14 protein-coding genes are annotated in these 20,686 nt (G+C 33.6%); 10 read left to right on the top strand and 4 right to left on the bottom strand.

The annotated features are described in order from the left end of the window. The first annotated feature begins 40 nt into the window (after positions 1 to 40). Both X926_RS10435 and X926_RS05415 read left to right on the top strand, forming a co-directional pair. Positions 41 to 865, top strand: a complete 825-nt coding sequence (locus tag X926_RS10435; protein ID WP_369973680.1) for an ABC transporter ATP-binding protein — start codon at positions 41 to 43, stop codon at positions 863 to 865. Positions 866 to 896: 31 nt separating this feature from the next. Beyond that, positions 897 to 1,673, top strand: a complete 777-nt coding sequence (locus X926_RS05415) for a carboxylesterase (RefSeq protein ID WP_103065320.1) — start codon at positions 897 to 899, stop codon at positions 1,671 to 1,673. A 26-nt stretch (positions 1,674 to 1,699) separates the two neighbouring features. Here X926_RS05415 and uvrA read toward each other — a convergent pair whose 3' ends face one another. Further along, entirely contained in the window at positions 1,700 to 4,546 is a 2,847-nt protein-coding gene (gene uvrA, locus X926_RS05420) for an excinuclease ABC subunit UvrA (RefSeq protein WP_103065321.1), read from the bottom strand. Between the two features lie 366 nt (positions 4,547 to 4,912). On the opposite strand from uvrA, the gene wecB reads away from it, so the two are divergent. Further along, positions 4,913 to 6,016: a non-hydrolyzing UDP-N-acetylglucosamine 2-epimerase gene (gene wecB, locus X926_RS05425; RefSeq protein ID WP_103065389.1), complete on the top strand. Its 1,104-nt coding sequence runs from the start codon at positions 4,913 to 4,915 to the stop codon at positions 6,014 to 6,016. Here the strand turns inward: wecB and X926_RS05430 are convergent. Further along, positions 6,007 to 7,008 (bottom strand): Kiwa anti-phage protein KwaB-like domain-containing protein, encoded by a 1,002-nt coding sequence (locus X926_RS05430; protein ID WP_103065322.1) that lies wholly within the window; start codon positions 7,006 to 7,008, stop codon positions 6,007 to 6,009. The genes wecB and X926_RS05430 overlap by 10 nt on opposite strands. Further along, positions 7,005 to 7,520, bottom strand: a complete 516-nt coding sequence (locus tag X926_RS05435; RefSeq protein ID WP_103065323.1) for a hypothetical protein — start codon at positions 7,518 to 7,520, stop codon at positions 7,005 to 7,007. The genes X926_RS05430 and X926_RS05435 overlap by 4 nt, the downstream gene beginning before the upstream one ends. Before the next feature lie 186 nt (positions 7,521 to 7,706). On the opposite strand from X926_RS05435, the gene X926_RS05440 reads away from it, so the two are divergent. Together X926_RS05440 and aglA are read left to right on the top strand one after the other, a co-directional pair. Beyond that, positions 7,707 to 8,816: a glycosyltransferase gene (locus X926_RS05440; RefSeq protein ID WP_103065324.1), complete on the top strand. Its 1,110-nt coding sequence runs from the start codon at positions 7,707 to 7,709 to the stop codon at positions 8,814 to 8,816. Positions 8,817 to 8,964: 148 nt separating this feature from the next. Beyond that, positions 8,965 to 10,419: an alpha-glucosidase AglA gene (gene aglA / locus X926_RS05445; RefSeq protein WP_103065325.1), complete on the top strand. Its 1,455-nt coding sequence runs from the start codon at positions 8,965 to 8,967 to the stop codon at positions 10,417 to 10,419. Positions 10,420 to 10,452: 33 nt separating this feature from the next. Here aglA and X926_RS05450 read toward each other — a convergent pair whose 3' ends face one another. Continuing rightward, a complete protein-coding gene (locus X926_RS05450; RefSeq protein WP_158245202.1) occupies positions 10,453 to 11,202 on the bottom strand; it encodes a DeoR/GlpR family DNA-binding transcription regulator in 750 nt (249 codons plus the stop codon). A gap of 279 nt (positions 11,203 to 11,481) precedes the next feature. Between X926_RS05450 and X926_RS05455 the strand changes: the two genes are divergently transcribed. The 5 genes from X926_RS05455 (at position 11,482) to aldA (ending at position 20,678) form a co-directional block, all read left to right on the top strand. Further along, complete coding sequence (locus X926_RS05455) at positions 11,482 to 12,126, top strand: class II aldolase/adducin family protein (protein WP_103065327.1); 645 nt, start codon at positions 11,482 to 11,484, stop codon at positions 12,124 to 12,126. Continuing rightward, positions 12,123 to 13,280, top strand: coding sequence for an L-rhamnose isomerase (rhaI, locus tag X926_RS05460; RefSeq protein WP_103065328.1), 1,158 nt, complete (start codon positions 12,123 to 12,125; stop codon positions 13,278 to 13,280). Before X926_RS05455 ends, rhaI begins: the two co-directional genes overlap by 4 nt. A 68-nt stretch (positions 13,281 to 13,348) precedes the next feature. Next, on the top strand, positions 13,349 to 16,033 hold the full coding sequence (locus X926_RS05465) for an alpha-L-rhamnosidase (RefSeq protein WP_199171183.1): 2,685 nt from the start codon (positions 13,349 to 13,351) through the stop codon (positions 16,031 to 16,033). Positions 16,034 to 16,045: 12 nt separating this feature from the next. Beyond that, positions 16,046 to 19,147: a hypothetical protein gene (locus X926_RS05470; RefSeq protein ID WP_103065329.1), complete on the top strand. Its 3,102-nt coding sequence runs from the start codon at positions 16,046 to 16,048 to the stop codon at positions 19,145 to 19,147. 82 nt (positions 19,148 to 19,229) lie between these two features. Then, a complete protein-coding gene (gene aldA, locus X926_RS05475) occupies positions 19,230 to 20,678 on the top strand; it encodes an aldehyde dehydrogenase (protein WP_103065330.1) in 1,449 nt (482 codons plus the stop codon). Positions 20,679 to 20,686 lie beyond the last annotated feature (8 nt).

A 20,686-nucleotide genomic window follows, 5' to 3' on the forward strand; every position in this document is an offset into this window, starting at 1 on the left:
TTTTAGACCCTTGTTTGACCTAGCAGAAAAGTATGACATAATGCAAAACGCATTTGCATCGGCTGGAAAAATTTTTAAGATATTTGATCAAGAACAGGAAAATTTTGGGAGGAAAAAATATACTACTATTCAAGAAGGAAAAGTTGAATTTCAAAACGTTAAATTCTCCTACGATGGAAATACAGAAGTTTTAAAAGGCGTAAGTTTCAAAATAAATCCCAACGAAAGAGTAGCCATAGTTGGAGAAACAGGTTCAGGAAAAACTACGATAATTAAATTGATAAGTGGACTTTACAAATATCAAAGTGGTAAAATACTACTAGACGATAAAGAATTATACGACTACGATCTCAACGAATTACGCAAAAAAATCGCTGTTGTACCTCAAGACGTATTCCTGTTCTCGGGAACTATTTTAGACAACATGAGATTATTTAACCAAGACATTCCGGATGAAGAAGTAAAAAAGGTTGCAAAATCCGTATATGCCGATGAAATTATCTCGCGGTTGCCCCAAAATTACTACACAGTCATTACAGAAAGAGGCGGAACTTTATCATCTGGTGAAAGACAATTGGTAGCCTTAACGAGGGCGGTACTTTTTAATTCAAAGATTATAATTTTAGACGAAGCTACAGCAAATGTTGATGTAGAAACTGAATTTTTAATACAACAAGCTTTGAATAAAATATCTGAACGTTCAACTATAATTTCCATTGCCCACAGACTTTCGACTGTGAAAAGCTCCAACAGGATAATAGTTGTGCATAAAGGGCTAGTTGTTGAAGAAGGAAGGCACGAAGAACTTATCAACAACCACGGAATTTATTACGATCTTTACAGACTTCAGTTCGAAAATAGCTAATAATTACCAGACTATGAAGGGGGTCTATATCTTGAATTTCTTCGATAATATACCACCAAGCACATCTGTCTCACCAATATCAAAGGAGCTTTATTTAAAAAATGATTCAAATATTGCGGTATTGATTCTACATGGTTACACGGGTTCTCCTCATGATATGTACTACATAGGTAGACAGATTCACAAATCTGGTTTTTCTATATACATACCTCGACTCCCCGGGCACGGAACCAATTCCAACGATTTTTTAAACTCTAATTGGAGAGATTGGCTCAGAAAATCGGTAGACTCTTATATTAATTTAAAAACCTACCATGAAAAAGTCTACATTTTAGGCCTTTCTATGGGTGGTGTAATAGCAACTCTCTTAGCAAGTAAATTTCATCCAGAAAAAATTGTCTTAGCTGCTCCTGCACTAAAAGCAAAAGATTGGAGAATAAATTTAACTCCATTCTTTGGCCTTATCGTTAAGAAAATAAAAAGAAAAAATCCTCAGACATTCGATGACGAAAAGCTTGCTTATCTAGCTAACCAATACTGGAATTATGACTGGCCTTCAAAGGCAGCTGATCTTTACAAACTGCAAAAAATGGCTCTTAAAAACCTTTCAAAAGTCACATCTAACACTTATGTGATACTTTCAAAAAAAGACGAAGCCGTTCCTTTTTCGGTAAAGGAAATTATAGAAAATAATATTAAAGGAAAAACCGAATTTCTGATATTAGAAGAAAGCGGGCACGTAGTTGTAAACGATATCGAAAAAGAAAAAGTGGCAGAACAGACTATAAATTGGCTTAAAAAAGAATAGTCAACGTAAAAATAATTTAATTATTTCTACTTTGAAATTCTTTCTTTTGATAAAACCTCTTGCAAGTAGTACCCGGTGTAAGTACCACTCTCAGCTACTTCTTCTGGGGTGCCTGTAGCCACAATATAACCCCCATTTTCTCCGCCTTCTGGTCCTAAGTCTATAATGTAATCTGCGTTTTTTACAATGTCCATCTCGTGTTCTATTACTATAACGGTATTACCCTTTTCAACGAGAATATTGAGAACTTTTATTAATTTCTTTATATCTTCAAAATGAAGACCCGTAGTAGGTTCATCGAGTATATAAACGGTATTCCCCGTTGCTTTTTTCCTTAGCTCGGAAGTTAATTTGATCCTTTGAGCTTCTCCACCAGAAAGGGTGGTTGCGGATTGACCCAATCTTATGTATCCCAAACCCACATCTTGCAGCAGTTCTAGAACATTTTTTATTAAAGGTAAGTTCTTGAAAAAGTCCAAAGCCTCATCCACAGTCATATCTAAAACATCAGAAATATTTTTACCTTTATAAGTGACCTTTAACGTTTCTTTGTTGTATCTCTTACCTTTACATACGTCACAGGTTACATACACATCAGGTAGAAATTGCATCTCAATCTTCAAAACTCCATGGCCTTTACAGGCTTCACACCTTCCGCCCTTAACGTTGAAGGAAAATCTTCCCTTGTCGTATCCTCTAATCTTAGCCTCAGGTGTTGCAGCGAACAGTTCACGAATATAATCAAATACTCCTGTATATGTAGCTGGGTTACTTCTTGGAGTTCTACCAATAGGACTTTGATCGATAGAGATCACGCTATCTATATATTCTAAACCTTCGATCTTTTCATACTCTCCGGGTCTCACCCTGGAATTATAAAGCTCCTTTTGCAAAGCCGGATACAACGTATCCATAATCAACGAAGATTTACCTGAGCCTGAAACTCCTGTTATAACCACAAATTTCCCCAAGGGAATCTCAACCGTGACATTTTTCAAATTGTTGTGTTTGGCACCGATTATCTTTAAACTAGCGTTCTTTTCTACTCGTTTTTTATCAATTATTTCTATTCTTGTTTCTCCCCTTAAATACTTCCCTGTAAGGGACCCATTAGAATTCTCTAACAACTTACTAGTAGGACCTTGAAAGATGACTTTTCCCCCATTGACACCTGCGCCGAGCCCAAGATCTATAATATAATCTGAGGCTCTAATAACGTTCTCGTCATGTTCGACAACTATTACCGTATTATCGAGGTCTCTCAACTTTTTCAAAGTATTTATAAGCCTGTCGTTATCTCTTTGGTGAAGACCTATAGTTGGCTCATCCAAAACATATGTCACTCCTGTTAACCCCGATCCAATCTGTGTAGCCAATCTAACCCTCTGGGACTCTCCACCAGAAAGAGTTGTCGCATTTCTTCCAAGTGTCAAATAATCAAGTCCTACATCGATCAAAAAAGTTAACCTTCTATTTATTTCTCTAAGAAGTTCGTGGGCAATTTCCATTTCAAAATCACTCAGTTTTAAAGCATCAAAGAAAAGTTTTAGTTCACTAATTGGCATTTCTGTCAAATCATATATATTGTATCCATCGATCCTAACGCTTAACGCTTCTTCCCTCAACCTTTTGCCATTACAGGCTTGACATGTCTTTTGAATCATGAAATTTCTTTCGATCCATTCCTTTATTTCCCGTGAATCCGTTTGCTTGTACCTTCTTTCGTACCAATTCACCATTCCTTCAAACCCTCTAGTAAACTCATAACTGTCTCCGTTCTTTTTTGAAAAGGAAAAATCTATTTCTTTGTCAGTCCCATACAGCAAGGTATTTAAAACTTTCGAAGGCATACTTTTTAAAAGTTTTGATGGATCCTCACCCAAACTTCGAACAACATCTTTCATCATGCTCACCATGAAAGTGTCTTTCCCCATATTCAAAGCAGCGCCATCTTCCAAAGACTTGTTTATATCAAATATATATTCAGGCTCAACCTCCAACTTAAAACCTAATCCATGGCATTCAGAACATGCACCATAAGGGCTATTAAACGAAAATAATTTAGGATTAATTTCTGGGAAACTGTAACCACATTTAGGGCAAGCTAGATTCTCAGAATAAGTTTGAGAAGAAAGGACGTTTTCATCATTATCCATTTCCCTAATTTCTACAAAGCCATCCCCTTCTTTAAGGGACAATTCAATGGCTTCGAAAATTCTCTCAAAATTATCTTTTCTTAACTTAACTCTATCAACAAGTAGGTTTATATTATGCCTATAGCTCTTTTCAAGTGAGTCTATCTCATCTAAATCGTATATCACCCCATCGATTTCCACTCTTTTGAAACCTGAAAGCTTCATACTATGTAGTTCTTTTTTAAACTCACCTTTCTTTTCCTTGGCAATTGGAGCAAAGATATATAATCTTGCATCCTCATTAAAATTCTTAAAAATATTATCCACAATTTCATCTACAGTAGAACTTTGCAGTGGGATATTGCACTTTGGGCAGTAAGCCTTACCAACCCTTGCAAACAACACCCTAATATAATCATAAATCTCTGTGATGGTACCTACCGTTGACCTTGGATTATGACTTACGGATTTTTGTTCAATAGCAATTGAAGGGGAGAGTCCTTCGATAAATTCTACATCGGGCTTTTTCAAATTGCCTAAAAATTGCCTTGCATAGGAAGAAACAGACTCTAAATACCTTCTTTGACCTTCCGCATATATGGTATCAAGTGCTAACGTTGATTTTCCTGAACCTGATAAGCCGGTAATGACTGAAAGAGTATTTTTAGGTATTTCAACATCTATATTTTTTAAATTATGCTCTCTAGCGCCTTTTATTCTAATCCATTTGTTATCCATACACATCCTCCTGGAAAGGCAAAAATTCACACCTTTTTTATACATTTATATTATACAATCAAAAAATTAACGCTAAAAGAATTTTATTTATCTTTTAACAAAGAAACCTCAAAACATCTTCATTGTTGGTTTTACCATCAAAAAACCATGGACCTAAAAACATATATGATATAATTACATTATGTGATTGGCAACTGGGTGGGGAGTATTTGCCGCAGTGTGCAAACCATGTTTTTAAATGATTTTGACCTTGATTTGGGGTTTTTAAGGGGAACCCCCTTAACGTTCGGCGAAGGGGCGCTAACAAAGACTAAACGCAGCTTACATAAAAAAACTAAAAACATTACCATAACAAGGAGTCCTCGAATGAAAACAGCAATGATATTTGGAACGCGGCCAGAAGCAATTAAAATGGCACCGTTATACAAAAAGCTGAAAGAAGAAAATATGGAGGTAAAAGTAATAGCAACCGCTCAGCACAGAGAAATGCTCGATCAAGTGTTGAATCTTTTCGAAATAAAACCAGATTACGACTTAAATATAATGACAAAAAATCAAACTCTACCCCAACTAACTTCAAAACTAATTACAGAGATAGATAAAATACTAAAAATTGAACCATTCGATTACATATTAGTACAAGGGGATACAACCTCCACTTTAGTAGCAAGCCTTGCTGCTTTTTACAACAAAATACCTGTTGGACACGTAGAAGCAGGCTTAAGAACGAACGATATATACAACCCCTTCCCAGAAGAAATGAATCGAAGACTAACAGGCACAATTGCAAAGCACCACTTTGCTTCCACCCAAAAGGCAAAAGATAATCTACTAAAAGAAGGGGTAGAAGAAAAAAACATAATAGTAACAGGCAACACGGTTATAGATGCATTACTATGGGTAAAAGAAAACAAAAACAAAGATATAGAAAAGATTAAAGAAAAGTACGACATAAAGAACAAAAAGTTTATCTTAGTAACCATGCATAGAAGAGAGAACTGGGGAAAACCGATAGAAAACGTGATGAAAGCGATAAAAAGGTATCTACACGAAAACGAAGAAATGCACATAGTATTTCCAGTTCACTTAAATCCAATAGTGAGAGAAAGTGTGTATAAAATACTTGGGAATGAGGAAAAAGCTATACTGATAGACCCAGTAGAATATTTAGAATTCATAGCGTTAATGGACGAAAGTTACTACATTATGACAGATTCAGGAGGGATACAAGAAGAAGCACCTACTTTGGGAAAACCAACGTTGGTATTAAGAGAAACAACGGAAAGGCCCGAAGCGATAGAAGCAGGAACAGCAAAATTAGTAGGAACGCAGGAAGAAAAAGTGTATCAAGCCATGAAAGAACTAGAAACAGAAAAATATGCACAAATGAGCAAAGCGAGCAACCCTTTTGGAGATGGCAAAGCATCTCAAAGAATCGTTGAATTTTTGAAAGAAAGATATTACTGCTGATAAGGGCTGTTTTCACTTGCCACCATTCTATTCCCTGACAAATCGGATATATAATACAATTCATCGTAAAGTTGCAAAAAATCTTTAATAGAAGTCTCTTCGCCCAAATCGATACATTTATTACCCTCATCAAGTTTAACTTTTAGATTGAAATCATCTATTATCTCCTTAACCTTAGAAAACTCAAATTTCTTATAATTACCTTTTTTGATAACCTTATAAAATCTCTTCAAATACGAAGGTTTTCCTTTGATTTTCTCACTAAAATAATCGATACTTTTTAATTTAATATCCTTACCAAAAAGGTTCTCCTCTCTCTTTATTTCCTCGATAACTTCATCTTTAGCCTCTTCATATTTCTTGTAAAACCCGAAATCTCTTTCAAAATAAGTCAAATTTCTAATTAAGACGGTATCTCCAACAACCATGTAATCAAAACTATTTTTTGGAATTAAGTAAAACTGTTCCTTTAAAGGTTGAATTTTACGTGCAGTAAGGGCTAAAATCCTTTTATCTTTAAAGATTTTGGAAGCTGTTAAATATTGAATACCCAACAAAAAATCATTCAACTCATTACTGTACAATTTTACTATCAGTTTGAACTTCTTAATTGTTTCCAAGTCTTTATTAGAATAATTTTTTATATACTTACCTTCACGAATAATCTCAACAATATCCCCAATATCGCTTACATTCTCATTGACATCTTTTAGATACAAAAAGCTCCTATCATCAATGACTGTCTCGTACTCATCTACCTTGTTTGACTCTTTGGCGTGTAAATCATTTAAAAACTCATCAGTAGAGTACAGAAAAATACTCTTGAAAAATGAGGGATCTTCATTTTTCAACCAAAATATCTGGTTGTTCTCATTTTGGATAAAAACATCCATTATGAAATCTGCTGAAGTACCTATTAAATCTCTAAGATGTTCTAAATTCTCTTTTAAAAAGATATTCTTTAAAATATCATCCCAATTAACTTTATTCATTTCTTGCCACCTATCCCCAAATAAATATCTTTAGAAAACTCTTTAACTTTCATTCCTTCTGTTATTGATTTTGAAATCAACCAAGCGGACCGCATACTTTTTTCGCTTCCATCCATAAAATAAACCTTGTAAATACTATAGCCAAACAAAGAAAGAATAGGGTTTATAGCTATCAAATCTGTCTTTACATAAATATTGCCTACGATAAAAACGATTATAGCAAAAGAAATCAACTCTTTAATGCCACCCATATTGATAAAAGGCAAGATATAAACAAAAATATAATCCAACAGCCTCACATTCTGCGATTCTACTTTCTCAAATTTAATGAACTTTTCCTCGGCATTCTTTTTGGCAGAAATAAAAAGAATCAATGAACCAACAAAAACAACAATCGAAAAAACACTAAAAATTAAGAACAAAACGTTCCCAAAATTATTAATGGCAAAGATAACAAAAAGAGGCAGATACGAAAGCAAAAACAAAAAAGATTTAAACAATGTATTGATCATACAAAAACCTCCCCAATGAGGAAATCTATTAATCTTAATAAATCACATATTCATAATTATAACATTAAACCCAACTTTTAATTCTATATCACCCTTCACCTCCATGTAGAAAGCAGTTGTTTCTTATGATATAATAAATCGGGGATAATAACAACAAAAGTCTTTATAATTTCAAGGTGAAATTTTATGAAAATACTGATCATTGGATACATGCACCCAAAATTTGACAAAAGAGTATACAGAACGGTTAAATCCCTTTCTAAAGTTCATGAAGTTATTTATCAATATTGGACTAATAAAGACGAAAAAGAATATACAGATGGAAATATTAAATACCTACCCATAAAAGAAATCAATGAAACAATAGGCAATCCATTAAAAAAGCTTATTAATAGAAGGCCTCTCGATAAAAAAATATGCGATTTGGTAGCCGAAGAAAATTACGACATCTTATACATGCATCATTTTTTAGCAAGCAAACCTTTGGATCCTTTTAAAATAGCAAAAAAAAGAAATAAAAAAATCGTTTACGATATTCACGAATACCATCCAGAAAACTTTTTAGCAGAGTTAGAAGGGATGATTGGAAATTTAAAAGTAAAAACCGTCTGGAGGTTCTTTAAAAAGCAATTAGATCTCTCAGATCTGGCAATATTCGTCTCAGAAGAAACAAGAAATGATGTTGTTAACAAAACGAACATAGATAAAGAAAAAACCTATATTATACCCAATTACGCAAATTTTATTATAAAACCTGATATTCAAAAAAAGAGAAAAGAAATTGTCTTAGTTGGTAAAGTAACAAGAAAGATAGAAGATGAGAAAAAAATATTAAAATCTTTAATCGAAAAGGGTTTTAGCTTCAAGATTATAGGAATGGATTCGAAAGAGTTTATGGACATAACCCATGAATCTACAGAATTTTTACCTTACGATGAAATGATGAATGAACTATCCAATTCCCTGTTTTCTCTAATTTCTTACAACACCGTCAAAAACAGAGATTATAAAAACGACATTTACGCCTTGCCTCATAAGTTTTACGATTCTTTAGCAGCAGGCACCCCCGTTATTGTAAAAGAATCTTTTGTTTCAATGGCTAAACAGGTAGAAAATTTAGGCTTAGGAGTGGTTATAGATCCATCTAAAGTGGAAGAAAGTGTTGAAAAAATCACTAACGCATACAAAAATTACGAAAAAATTATAAAAAACGTTGAAAAACACCAAAAAGAATTTATATGGAATGAAGAAAAAGAAAGGAATTTTCTTAACTTGATATCTCACATAACAACGTAATCCATACTTTAGTGATATCTGATTTCAGAAAGAGTAGTGAAAAAAGCTATTAAAAAAATAGATAACAATATCATAACGATTTACACTATAAACAACATTATAGCAACAAAAAAGTTCAATAGTTGATAAAAGAGGAGGAAAGATGTAAATGACAGCTATCAAGGTAGGAATCATTGGAGCAGGAAGTGCAGCATTTTCTTTAAGATTGGTTAGCGATCTTTGTAAAACAAAGGGATTATCAGGAAGTCTAGTATCCTTAATGGATATAGATAAAGACAGATTGAACGCAGTACACATGCTTGCTAAGAAATTTGCAGAAGAATTTGGAGCAGATTTGAGATTTGAAACTACAACAAATGTTGAAGACGCAATAAAAGACTCAAGTTTTGTTGTAAATACTGCCCTTGTTGGAGGGCACAGTTACTTTGAACAGGTAAGAAATATTTCAGAAAAACACGGATATTACAGAGGAATAGACTCACAAGAATTCAACATGGTTTCAGATTATTACACAATAAGCAATTTCAACCAATTAAAGTTCATGCATGATGTTGCAAAAGCTATTGAAAGGATATCTCCGAAGGCATGGCTTTTGCAGGCAGCAAACCCTGTCTTTGAACTAACAAATTTAATAACAAGAACGGTCCCAATAAATATGGTTGGAATATGCCATGGCCATCATGGAGTAGACCAAATAATTGAAAAATTAGGATTAGATACGGAAAAAGTCGAATGGCAAGTAGCTGGGGTAAACCATGGAATATGGTTAACAAAATTCATGTACGAAGGAAAAGATGCCTACCCATTAATTGATGAATTATTAGAAAAAGAGGTTAAAAACTTCAAACCCACCAATCCATTTGACGATCAACTCTCTCCCGTTGCAAAAGATATGTATGAATTCTATGGAAAAATGCCCATTGGAGACACAGTCAGAAATGGAAGCTGGAAATACCATTACAACCTTGAAACAAAGAAAAAATGGTTTGGAGAGCCATGGGGAGGCGTTGATTCAGAATTAGGATGGAAATGGTATCAAGACAGACAAGCAGAGATTGCATTAGCAATGCAAAAAGTTGCCAAATATTTCCAAGAAAATAAAAACGCCAAGCTACTTTCAAAAGAATCATTCAACGAGATAATTTCTCAAACAAAAAACGATGTAAAAGAAGAATTCACAAAAGAAATATACAACTTGCTAGACCCTGAGAGGAAAAGTGGCGAACAACATATATTGTTGGCAAATGCCTTATTAAACAATGAAAAAGCAGACCTTGTTCTCAATTTACCGAATAACGGTACTATACCTGGAATTCCAGACGATGTAGCCGTCGAGATCCCTGTGTATGCAGACAAAGATGGAATCCACCGTTATAAAATAGATCCACCACTTCCAGAAAGGATAACAAAGATGTACCTATACCCAAGAATTATGAGAATGGAATGGGCATTAGAAGCATTCCTAACTAGAGATAGAAAAGTACTTGAAGAATTTTTGATCAGAGATCCACGTACCAAATCTTACGACCAGGTAGTAAAAGTTATAGATGAAATTCTTGCTTTGCCAGGTAACGAAGAAATGAGGAAGCACTACAGCAAATAATAGTTTATTTTAGGGGGCTAATGCCCCCTTTATTTAACAAACAAGCCTATTTACAAAGATTTTGTATAAATCCTCATTATAAGTATCAGTGATAAATTTATCTATTTCTTCTATTTCAAATGTTTTCATTATAGATTTTTTACCAAACTTAGAACTATCAACAAGCATATATATTTCATTACAATTTTCTGCTACTATCTTTTTTATACTTGCACTTTGTGGAAGATTTTCAAATGTGCCTTCTTCAAAAGAAAAGGCACTACAAGAAAAAAAGGCTTTTTCTACACGGATTTCTTTCATCATATTCTCAGGAATTACCCCAACAGTTACACCATTTTTGTTATCTAATGTTCCACCTGCAACTACAACGTTGTGAGTAGGATTTTCACAGAGTGCCAATGCAGTGTAGAGATTATTAGTTACAATGTTTAAAAACTCTTTTTTTTGAGCTATTTTCTGAGCTAAAATATAGCAAGTACTACTTGCATCTAAAAACAAAGTCGAATCTCTAGTTATAAATTTTAAGGCTAACTCAGCAATCTTTTCTTTTTTATCCTGATTAAGTTTCATTCTTTCAAAAAATCGAGCTTCGGATAAATTATTTCTCTTTTTTCTTATACCTCCGTAGAATTTCTCAATTAGCCCTTTTTTATAAAGCTCTGAAATATCCCTTCTTAAAGTTACCATAGATACATCCAACTCTCGAGCCAAATCTTCTATATTAGCAGATTTTTCTCTCTCTAAAATTTCTAAAATTCTATCCTGCCTCATAACTTTTGTCATTAAAATCACTCTCCATCGATGTTTTATATAAATATGTTTTAAAGAAAAAATTAAAAAGTTTAAATTCATGCAAAAAATCCGATTATGGTCGATTATAATGAATTATTTCCGAATAACTCGAAAATTCTTTGATTATGTTAGTTTTGTATTTCGTCTAATTACTGATATACTATGATGAAATTATATCATAATATTATCACATGATGATCATATTTTACAAAAATATAATATTAAATTTAGGATTATCAATTCAAACAATAAAAAACAGGAGGCTACAACATGCTAGAGGAGCAATTAAAAAAAGAAGTTGCAGAATTTGCAAAATTAGTATGGGACAGAAAACTGACAGATGGAACAGGCGGAAATATGAGTATAAAATATGGAGACAAGATATATATTACTCCAACATCGACTATAAAACACTTTCTAACAGAGAAAGATATCATCACAGTAGATAAAAATGGAAATAAAATTGATGGGCTCAAAGAACCTTCTTCAGAAAGAAAAATGCATATTAAAATATACGAAAAAACAAATGATGTAAACGCAATTATTCATGCTCACCCAATATATGCTACCTCTTTCGCGATCACCTTTGAGAAATTACCTATAAACGCTCTTCCTGAATCTTCTTTAGTTTTGGATCCAATAACCTATATCCCCTATCAAATGCCTGGAACCCAGGAATTTGCAGATGCTTTTAACGAAGGTTTAGAAAAAGGATCTCGTGTATTCGTTCTCCAAAACCATGGTGTTACCGTTGCGGGAAAGGACATGAATGAAGCATATGTAAAGTTGGAAACTTTAGAGTTTCTCGCTCAAGTTTCATTTATTTCAAAACTCTATTCTAACGTGAATGAAATACCAAAAGAAAAAATAGCAGCATTTAAAGAATTTTTCAGAAGAAACAAGGAGGAGCAATGATGGAGTTAACTGAGATAAAAGAAAAAATAAAAAATTTTAAAGTAGAAGTCCCCTCATGGGGGTTCGGAAAATCTGGAACAAGATTTCATGCTTTTCATATTCCCGGTGAAGCCAGAAATGTTTATGAAAAAATTGATGACGCTGCATTTGTAAACAAAATAACCGATGCTGTATCTGCTGTTGCAATACATATACCATGGGACAAAGTTGAAGATTATAAAGCTTTAAAAGAGTACACAGAGGAAAAAGGATTAAAAATAGGTGCAGTCAATCCAAATTATTTTGAAGATGAAGACTACTTATTTGGTTCACTAAGTAATTCTAACTTAAAAATAAGGCAAAAAGCAATTGATCAAACTTTTGAATGTATAGAAATTATGAAACAAACAAATTCAAAAATTTTATCTATGTGGATCCCAGATGGTTCTAATTATCCTGGACAGATAGATTTCAATAAATCTTTTGAATTACTTGAAGATTCATTAAAACAAATTACGAAACATTTAGAAAAAGATATGACTATGCTTTTAGAATATAAATTCTTTGAACCTGCTTTTTATTCGACACTACTATTTGATTGGGGAACTTCATATATGTTGTCAAAAGAATTAGGAGAAAAAGTGAAAGTACTTGTCGATTTAGGTCATCATCCCCAAGGAACGAACATTGAATACATAGTTTCTTTATTATCTCAAAAAAAGAAGTTAGGTGGGTTTCATTTCAATTCAAGAAAATACGCAGACGATGATTTAACTGTAGGCTCTCTCAATCCGTATGAATTATTTCTAATCTTCGTCGAACTCAACAAATTTTTTGATCTTTCTGCAGAAAGTGAAAACCAAAAAATTAGCTTGGTATTAGATCAAAGTCACAATGTAAAACCAAAAATCCTTGCTGTGGTACAGTCCTTAAATAATCTACAAATTACCTATGCAAAGTCTCTACTAGTAGATTATGAAAAATTGAAACAAGCTCAAGAAAACCATGATGTTATAGAAGCAGAAGAAACTTTAAAAGAAGCATACGAAACAGATGTAAGGGAAATTTTAAGGGAGGTGAGAAAAGAAAAAGAATTACCTGAAGATACAATAAAATACGTAAAGGAGAGTGATGAGTACTGGAAGATGGTGAAGGAAAGAGAAACGATATATTAAATTGATTTGCTGGTCATTTGAGAAGAACAGGATTACAACATTTTTTTGTATTAAAAGGAGAAACCAATATGAAACCCGATGTTAAAGGGATGTATACTGTATATTCTATAAATCCTTTAGCTTTAAAAGATACAAGGCCCAGGCTGTCGTGGGTAGTTGAAACCAGTGAAAAAAGGAAAAAACAAAGTGCCTATCGAGTTTTAATATCATCATCTCAACAACTCATTGAACAAGATGAAGGAAATATCTGGGATACTCATAAAATCGAAAGTGAAGATAATTACTGCTACTATAGCGGTGAAGAATTGGAAAGCTTCAAAAGGTATTACTGGAAAGTTAAAATATGGGATGAAAAAGGAGAGGAAAGCAGTTGGAGTAAAGTATCTTTTTTTGAAACTGGACCTTTGAGTAAAAGCGATTGGAAAGCAAAATGGATCACAAAAGAAGATCTAAAAACATTCTATTCTGCAGGTGATTTTAGCACAGAAAAATTCAAACATTACCATGCTGGGTATTTTAGAAAAACATTTGAAATTAAAAATGAGGTACAGAGTGCTAGAGCATATATTAGTGGGTTAGGGTTCTACGAACTTTATCTAAATGGAGAAAAAGTAGGAAATAACGTTCTTGACCCTGGACAATCAGAATATTCCAAAGAAGCTTTGTTTAATGTTTACGATATTACTTCCTTTCTTACAGGGCAGAATTGTGTAGGAGTGATTTTAGGTAACGGAAGGCATTTGGAACAATTTGGATATTCGAAACCAAAACTTATAATTCAAATATTGGTCGAATATGTAAATGGAGAAAAAGAATATATATTAAGTGATGAAAGTTGGGCTTCATCTCATGGACCCTTACAGGAAAATGGAATATATTACGGTGAAAAATACGATCGAACATTAGAAATGCCAGGTTGGAACACTTACCATTTTGATGCTTCAAATTGGGAAGAAGTAGAAATTACAAAAGGCCCAAATTTGAGGTATCAAAATATGCCACCAATTAGGGTCACAAAAATTCTCAAGCCCATAAAAATGTACACCCTAAAACCAGGAGTATTTGTATATGATTTTGGTCAGAACTTTACAGGTTGGGTAAAAATTAGTGTATCTGGTCCTAAAGGTGCGCAATTAAAACTAAGACATAGCGAACTAGTCAATGAAGATGGCTCTTTAAAAACTAATACAATTCGTAAAGCTGAAGCTACAGATACGTATATCCTAAAAGGTGAAGGTAAAGAAAGCTACGAACCACGATTCACTTACCATGGTTTTAGATATGTGGAAGTAAGCGGATTCCCATTTGTTCCTACAATAGAAAATATAGAAGGCCGTTTTGTTCATTCAGATGTAGAAAAGGTTGGTGACTTTTACTGTTCAAATGAACTTATAAATAAAATCCATAAAAATATATTGTGGGGACAATTGAGTAACCTACATAGTATTCCCACAGATTGCCCTCAGCGAGATGAAAGATTTGGATGGATGGGAGATGCACAATTATCTGCGGAAGAAGCGATATATAATTTTGATATGAACCTTTTTTATGAAAATTATCTTCAGGAGATAAAATTATCGCAAAAAGAGGACGGCTCAATTTCTGATGTTGTACCTGCCTATATAAAACTTTATCCAGCAGATCCTGCATGGGGAACTGCGTACATAACGATAGCTTGGTACTTGTATAAATACTATAAAAATGAAAAAGCTTTGTCAGATCACTATGAATCTATGAAAAAGTACGTAGAATTTTTACATAGGAGTAGTGAAAACAATTTGCTAAAAAAATTGGGCAAATTTGGTGATTGGTGCCCCCCAGGAGCTATATCTCCTAAAAAAACCCCTGTGGAGTTCACTTCAACATGGTATTACTACAATGACGTTTATCTCTTTTCAAAAATTGCAGAGGTTTTAGGAAAAGAAAAAGATGCTCAACATTACTTTGAGTTATCTGAAAACATTAAAAAATCTTTTAATGACTACTTTCTTAAAGATTATGGTTACGAAAGTAGAATGTTTGGACCAGTAGATCAATTAATTTCTCAAACATCACAAATTCTCCCTTTATACTACAACATGGTTCAGAATGATAAAAAAGAATTTATTTTAGATAAATTGATAAATAATATTGTGGAGCATCAGGATTCTCATCTAGATACAGGAATAGTGGGAACAAGGTATTTATTCGATGTGCTAAGTGAAAATGGATACTCAGACCTCGCCTTTAGAATAGCAACCCAAGAAAGCTATCCAAGCTGGGGATACATGATTAAAGAAGGCGCAACCACCGTTTGGGAGAGGTGGGAAAAGTTAGAAGCTGGAGGAATGAACTCTCAAAATCATATTATGTTAGGCTCTGTGGATACCTTTTTTTATAAATATTTGGCTGGTATATCTTTAGAAAAAGATGGATGGAAAAAAGCAAAAATTAAGCCTCATTTAGTTGGTGACGAAAAATTTGCCTCAGCTAAAATTAAAACAATAAGCGGTGAATTTCATGTTTCTTGGGAAAAATGTGAAAACCTATTTAAGCTCTCGGTAGTAATACCTTTTGGAACGGAAGCTGACGTATTTATCCCCAAATTATGGGATGAATTTAATTTGAAAGAGGGAGAAGATTTATTGTTCGGCAACGAACAAATTAAAGATTTTAAAGAAAGAAATAATATTAAACTAAAAGAATATAACGAAGAAAATATAATCTTAAATTTAGGTAGTGGTCAATATTATTTTGAATTAGAGAAAAAATAAAGGAGAATCCATATGTTGTACCCTAAGAAAATAGAAAAACTAACAGAAGATTTTTTTAAAGATCCACCAAGTGAATATCGGGGTGCGCCTTTTTGGTCGTGGAATTCAAAGTTGAATCCTAATGAATTGAACGAACAGATAGATGTTTTTAAATTAATGGGGATGGGTGGTTTCCATATTCATCCAAGAACTGGTTTGGCAGTAAATTACTTAAGTGACGAATTTATGAATTTAGTAAACTTTTGTAATGAGAAAGCAAAAAAAGAAAAGATGCTTTGTTGGCTATACGACGAGGACCGTTGGCCGTCTGGATTTGCCGGAGGCTACGTTACAAAAGACAATAGGTACAGACAACGTTTTCTTGTTTTCACTCCTTTTGAATACAATGATTTAGAAGAAGCTGTTACTCATTCAGGTAGAATAGAAGGCAAAAAGAGAAAACTTCTTGGAAAATATGAAATATCTTTAAAAAACGGCTATTTAGTTCATTATAAGAGATTAAAAGACAACGGTAAAGTGAGAAATGGTTCAGATATATGGTGGGCTTATCTTGAAATAGCTACAGATGATCCTTGGTTTAACAATCAATCTTATGTTAATACACTAGATAAACATGCAATTCTAAGGTTTTTAGATATAACTCACGAAAAATATTACAAAGAATTAAGAAAAGATTTTGGCAAATCAATTCCCGCCATCTTTACAGACGAACCTCAATTTGCCAAAAAAAGTTACTTACCATTTTCGGATGAAAAAAAAGAGGTAGTTCTTCCATTTACAGATGATTTGGAAGAAAGTTATTATAATATCTACAACGAAAGCTTAATAGATCGTCTTCCCGAACTGATATGGGAGTTACCGAATGATCAAGTTTCAGTTGTTAGATATAGGTACCATGATCACTTAACAGAACGTTTTGTATCAGCATTTGCTGATACGATAGGAAATTGGTGTGAAAAGCACGAGATTATGTTAACAGGTCATTTAATGGAAGAACCTACGCTAGAATCTCAAACAGCTGCTGTTGGCGAAGCTATGAGATCTTATAGATCTTTTCAACTTCCTGGGATAGACATGTTATGCGATTGGAGAGAATTTTCTACAGCAAAGCAAGCTCAAAGTGCTGCACATCAATATGGTAGAGAAGGTGTCTTAAGTGAGATATATGGTGTTACCAACTGGGATTTTGATTTCAGAGGTTACAAACTGGCAGGAGATTGGCAAGCTGCTTTGGGAGTTACCGTGAGGGTTCATCATCTCACATGGTATTCTATGGAAGGAGAAGCTAAAAGGGATTATCCCCCTAGCATTGGATACCAAATTCCTTGGTACAAAGAATATTCTCTAATTGAAAATCATTTTTCTCGCTTAAATACCGTTTTAACAAGAGGGGAGCCTATAGTAAGGGTAGGGGTAATACATCCAATCGAGTCTTATTGGTTACACTGGGGACCAAAAGATAAGACCGCTACTAAAAGAGAAGAAATGGAAACAAATTTTAAAAATATTATAGAATGGTTGCTTTTCGGTCTCATAGATTTTGATTTTATATCTGAATCGTTATTACCTTCTTTGTCAGAACTTCAAGAAAAAGATACCTTCCAAGTTGGTAAGATGAATTACGAAGTTATAATAGTTCCTGGTTGTGAAACCCTTAGAAAAACGACCTTGGAAAGGCTTGATATGTTTCAGAAATCTGGTGGAAAAATAATATTCCTTTCAGAACCTCCAAAATTTGTTGATGCAGTTGAATCTGATAGAGTTAAAGAATTGGCTAAAAAATCATTAATTATTCCCTTTTCCAAAAGTGCATTGTTACGAGAATTAAATCAGTATAAGGATATAGAAATATTTAAAGAAGATGGTACACCTTCTGATAAGCTATTTTATCAATTGAGATCTGAAGAAGACAAAAGATGGCTGTTCATCTCGCATGTATATAAAATGAAAAATCCTGATATTGCACAAAAAGAAAAAATATCTATCATAATTAAAGGAATATGGGAGCCTGTTATCTACGATACTGTAAATGCAGAAATAAAACAGTGTGAAGCTGAAATAAAAAATGGAACAACAGTGATAAAACACGAATTTTATCCTCACGATAGCTTATTGCTAGAATTAAAACCCTCCCAACCACGTAAAAAAGAACAAAAGAAAAACACATTGTCACCTATGAAAGAAATTCAAATAGAAGACCCAGTTTTTTACTCATTATCAGAACCGAATGTTGTTGTGCTTGATATGGCGGAATATTCATTTGACAACGGTGAATGGCAATCAAAAGAAGAAATATTAAGAATAGACAACAAGTTTAGAGAACTTTTAGGATATCCATTTAGAAAAAAGAAAGTCGCTCAACCATGGACTAACAAAGAAGAAGAACCATATAATCACTTGTTGAAATTAAAGTACACAATAGAATCCGAAATAGAAGTAAACGATCCATTATTGGCTTTAGAAAACCCGGAAAACACAAAAATTATTGTTAACGGTAAAAAAGTAGAATCTAAAGTTTCGGGTTGGTTTGTAGATAAATGTATAAAAAAGGTTCATATACCAAATTTACCAAAAGGATTTACAGAAATTATACTTGAAATACCTTTCAATTCGAAAACCAATATTGAATGGAATTATTTATTAGGAGACTTTGGTGTAGAAGTTAGGGGAAAACATGTAAAAATTGTTGAACCTAAAAAAGAACTCTCATTTGGAGACTGGGTCAATCAAGGACTTCCTTTTTACGCTGGTAATATAACTTATCATTGTACAATTGAATATGAAAAAGAAAGTGCCGCAGAGCTAGAAATTCCACAATTTAGAACTGCTTTGCTTTCAGTATCGGTAGATGGCTATGAAAAAGGAAAGATTGCTTTCGCTCCTTATACATTAGAATTGGGTAAACTCTCAAAGGGAAGACACACAATAGACATTACCGCTTACGGAAATAGAATAAATGCTTTTGGAACCATACATAACTGCGATGAAACCTATTCTTGGTTTGGTCCAGATGCTTGGAGAACAACGGGGAATCAATGGTCATATGAATACAGACTTAAACCTATGGGAATTCTAATCTCTCCCAAAATAAGAATTAAAACAACTGAAGGCTAAATCAACATTCATTGACATCATAGAAACAAAATGATTTTAAAAAAGTGTCACAAGGCGAAATTTTATAGAGGAGGTATTACAAATGAGAAGATACAAACTGTTTTTAAACGGTGAATTTGTAGAGTCAGTTTCTGGTAAAATGATAAAGGTAATAAATCCAGCCAACGAAGAAGTAATCTCCGAGGTTCCTGAAGCATCGGTTGAAGAAACTAAAAAAGCTATAGATGCAGCATATGAAGCTCAAAAGAAATGGGAAAAATTGCCAGCTATAGAAAGGGCAAAATATTTAAAAAAGATCGCAGATGGCATAAGAAAAAACGCTAAGATGTTAACAGAAATATTAATGGAAGAACAAGGTAAAATTAGAAGTTTAGCCGAAACTGAGATAAATTTCACTGCGGATTACATCGACTACATGGCTGAATGGGCTAGAAGAATTGAAGGAGAGATCATCCCAAGCGACAAACCAAATGAAAATATTTTCCTATATAAAGCGCCAATTGGTGTAGTTGCGGGGATACTTCCATGGAATTTTCCTTTTTTCCTAATTGCCAGAAAAATGGCCCCAGCGTTGATTACAGGAAATACTATAGTTGTAAAACCAAGTTCAGATACCCCCAACAACGCTTTTGAGTTCGCAAAAATAGTTGCAGAAAGTGGTTTACCAAAAGGTGTTTTCAATTTGATAACAGGTAGAGGCTCAGTTGTCGGTGAAGAGTTAGCTTCCAATCCAAAAGTTGGAATGGTAAGTTTTACAGGAAGTGTTGAAGCTGGTTCAAGAATAATGGCATTAGCTTCAAAAAACATTACAAAAGTATCTTTAGAGTTGGGAGGAAAAGCTCCTGCAATAGTTATGGATGATGCCAACCTAGACGATGCGGTAAAATATATAAAACAATCAAGGGTAATAAATACAGGACAAGTTTGCAACTGTGCCGAAAGGGTTTACGTGCATGAAAAGGTAGCAGATGAGTTTATTGAAAAAATGACTATAGCAATGGAAGACACAAAATACGGTGTTCCTTTAAAAGAAACCGATATAGAGATGGGACCCTTGATCAACAAGAACGCTCTTGAATCTGTTAAAGGATTTGTTAAAAGAGCCATAGATCAAGGAGCAAAATTGTTAACAGGAGGAGAAGACGATAAATTTGAAAAAGGATACTATTACAAAGCTACAGTTTTAGCCAATTGTACTCAAGATATGGAAATAATTCAAAAAGAAGTTTTTGGTCCAGTACTTCCCATTGTTACTTTCAAGGATCTTGATCAAGCCATTGAGTATGCAAACGACTGTGAGTATGGTTTAACATCGTCTATTTACACTCAGAACTTAGACGTTATGATGAGAGCGGCAAACGAAATAAAGTTTGGCGAGACTTATGTAAATAGAGAAAATTTTGAAGCCATGCAAGGTTTTCACGCTGGCTGGAGAAAATCTGGTATCGGTGGAGACGATGGAAAACATGGTGTAGAGGAATTTCTAAACACACATGTATTGTATATTCAATACAACACTAACAAGAAATAATTTTGAAG

Source organism: Petrotoga sp. HWHPT.55.6.3, from assembly GCF_002895495.1.
In the GTDB taxonomy this organism is placed as follows: Bacteria; Thermotogota; Thermotogae; order Petrotogales; family Petrotogaceae; genus Petrotoga; species Petrotoga mobilis.

Coding starts and splice junctions, on each gene's coding strand:
- X926_RS10435 (WP_369973680.1), top strand. CDS start 41: ATGCAAAACGCATTTGCATCGGCTGGAAAAATTTTTAAGATATTTGAT.
- uvrA (WP_103065321.1), bottom strand. CDS start 4,546: ATGGATAACAAATGGATTAGAATAAAAGGCGCTAGAGAGCATAATTTA.
- wecB (WP_103065389.1), top strand. CDS start 4,913: ATGAAAACAGCAATGATATTTGGAACGCGGCCAGAAGCAATTAAAATG.
- X926_RS05430 (WP_103065322.1), bottom strand. CDS start 7,008: ATGAATAAAGTTAATTGGGATGATATTTTAAAGAATATCTTTTTAAAA.
- X926_RS05435 (WP_103065323.1), bottom strand. CDS start 7,520: ATGATCAATACATTGTTTAAATCTTTTTTGTTTTTGCTTTCGTATCTG.
- X926_RS05440 (WP_103065324.1), top strand. CDS start 7,707: ATGAAAATACTGATCATTGGATACATGCACCCAAAATTTGACAAAAGA.
- aglA (WP_103065325.1), top strand. CDS start 8,965: ATGACAGCTATCAAGGTAGGAATCATTGGAGCAGGAAGTGCAGCATTT.
- X926_RS05450 (WP_158245202.1), bottom strand. CDS start 11,202: ATGACAAAAGTTATGAGGCAGGATAGAATTTTAGAAATTTTAGAGAGA.
- X926_RS05455 (WP_103065327.1), top strand. CDS start 11,482: ATGCTAGAGGAGCAATTAAAAAAAGAAGTTGCAGAATTTGCAAAATTA.
- rhaI (WP_103065328.1), top strand. CDS start 12,123: ATGATGGAGTTAACTGAGATAAAAGAAAAAATAAAAAATTTTAAAGTA.
- X926_RS05465 (WP_199171183.1), top strand. CDS start 13,349: ATGAAACCCGATGTTAAAGGGATGTATACTGTATATTCTATAAATCCT.
- X926_RS05470 (WP_103065329.1), top strand. CDS start 16,046: ATGTTGTACCCTAAGAAAATAGAAAAACTAACAGAAGATTTTTTTAAA.
- aldA (WP_103065330.1), top strand. CDS start 19,230: ATGAGAAGATACAAACTGTTTTTAAACGGTGAATTTGTAGAGTCAGTT.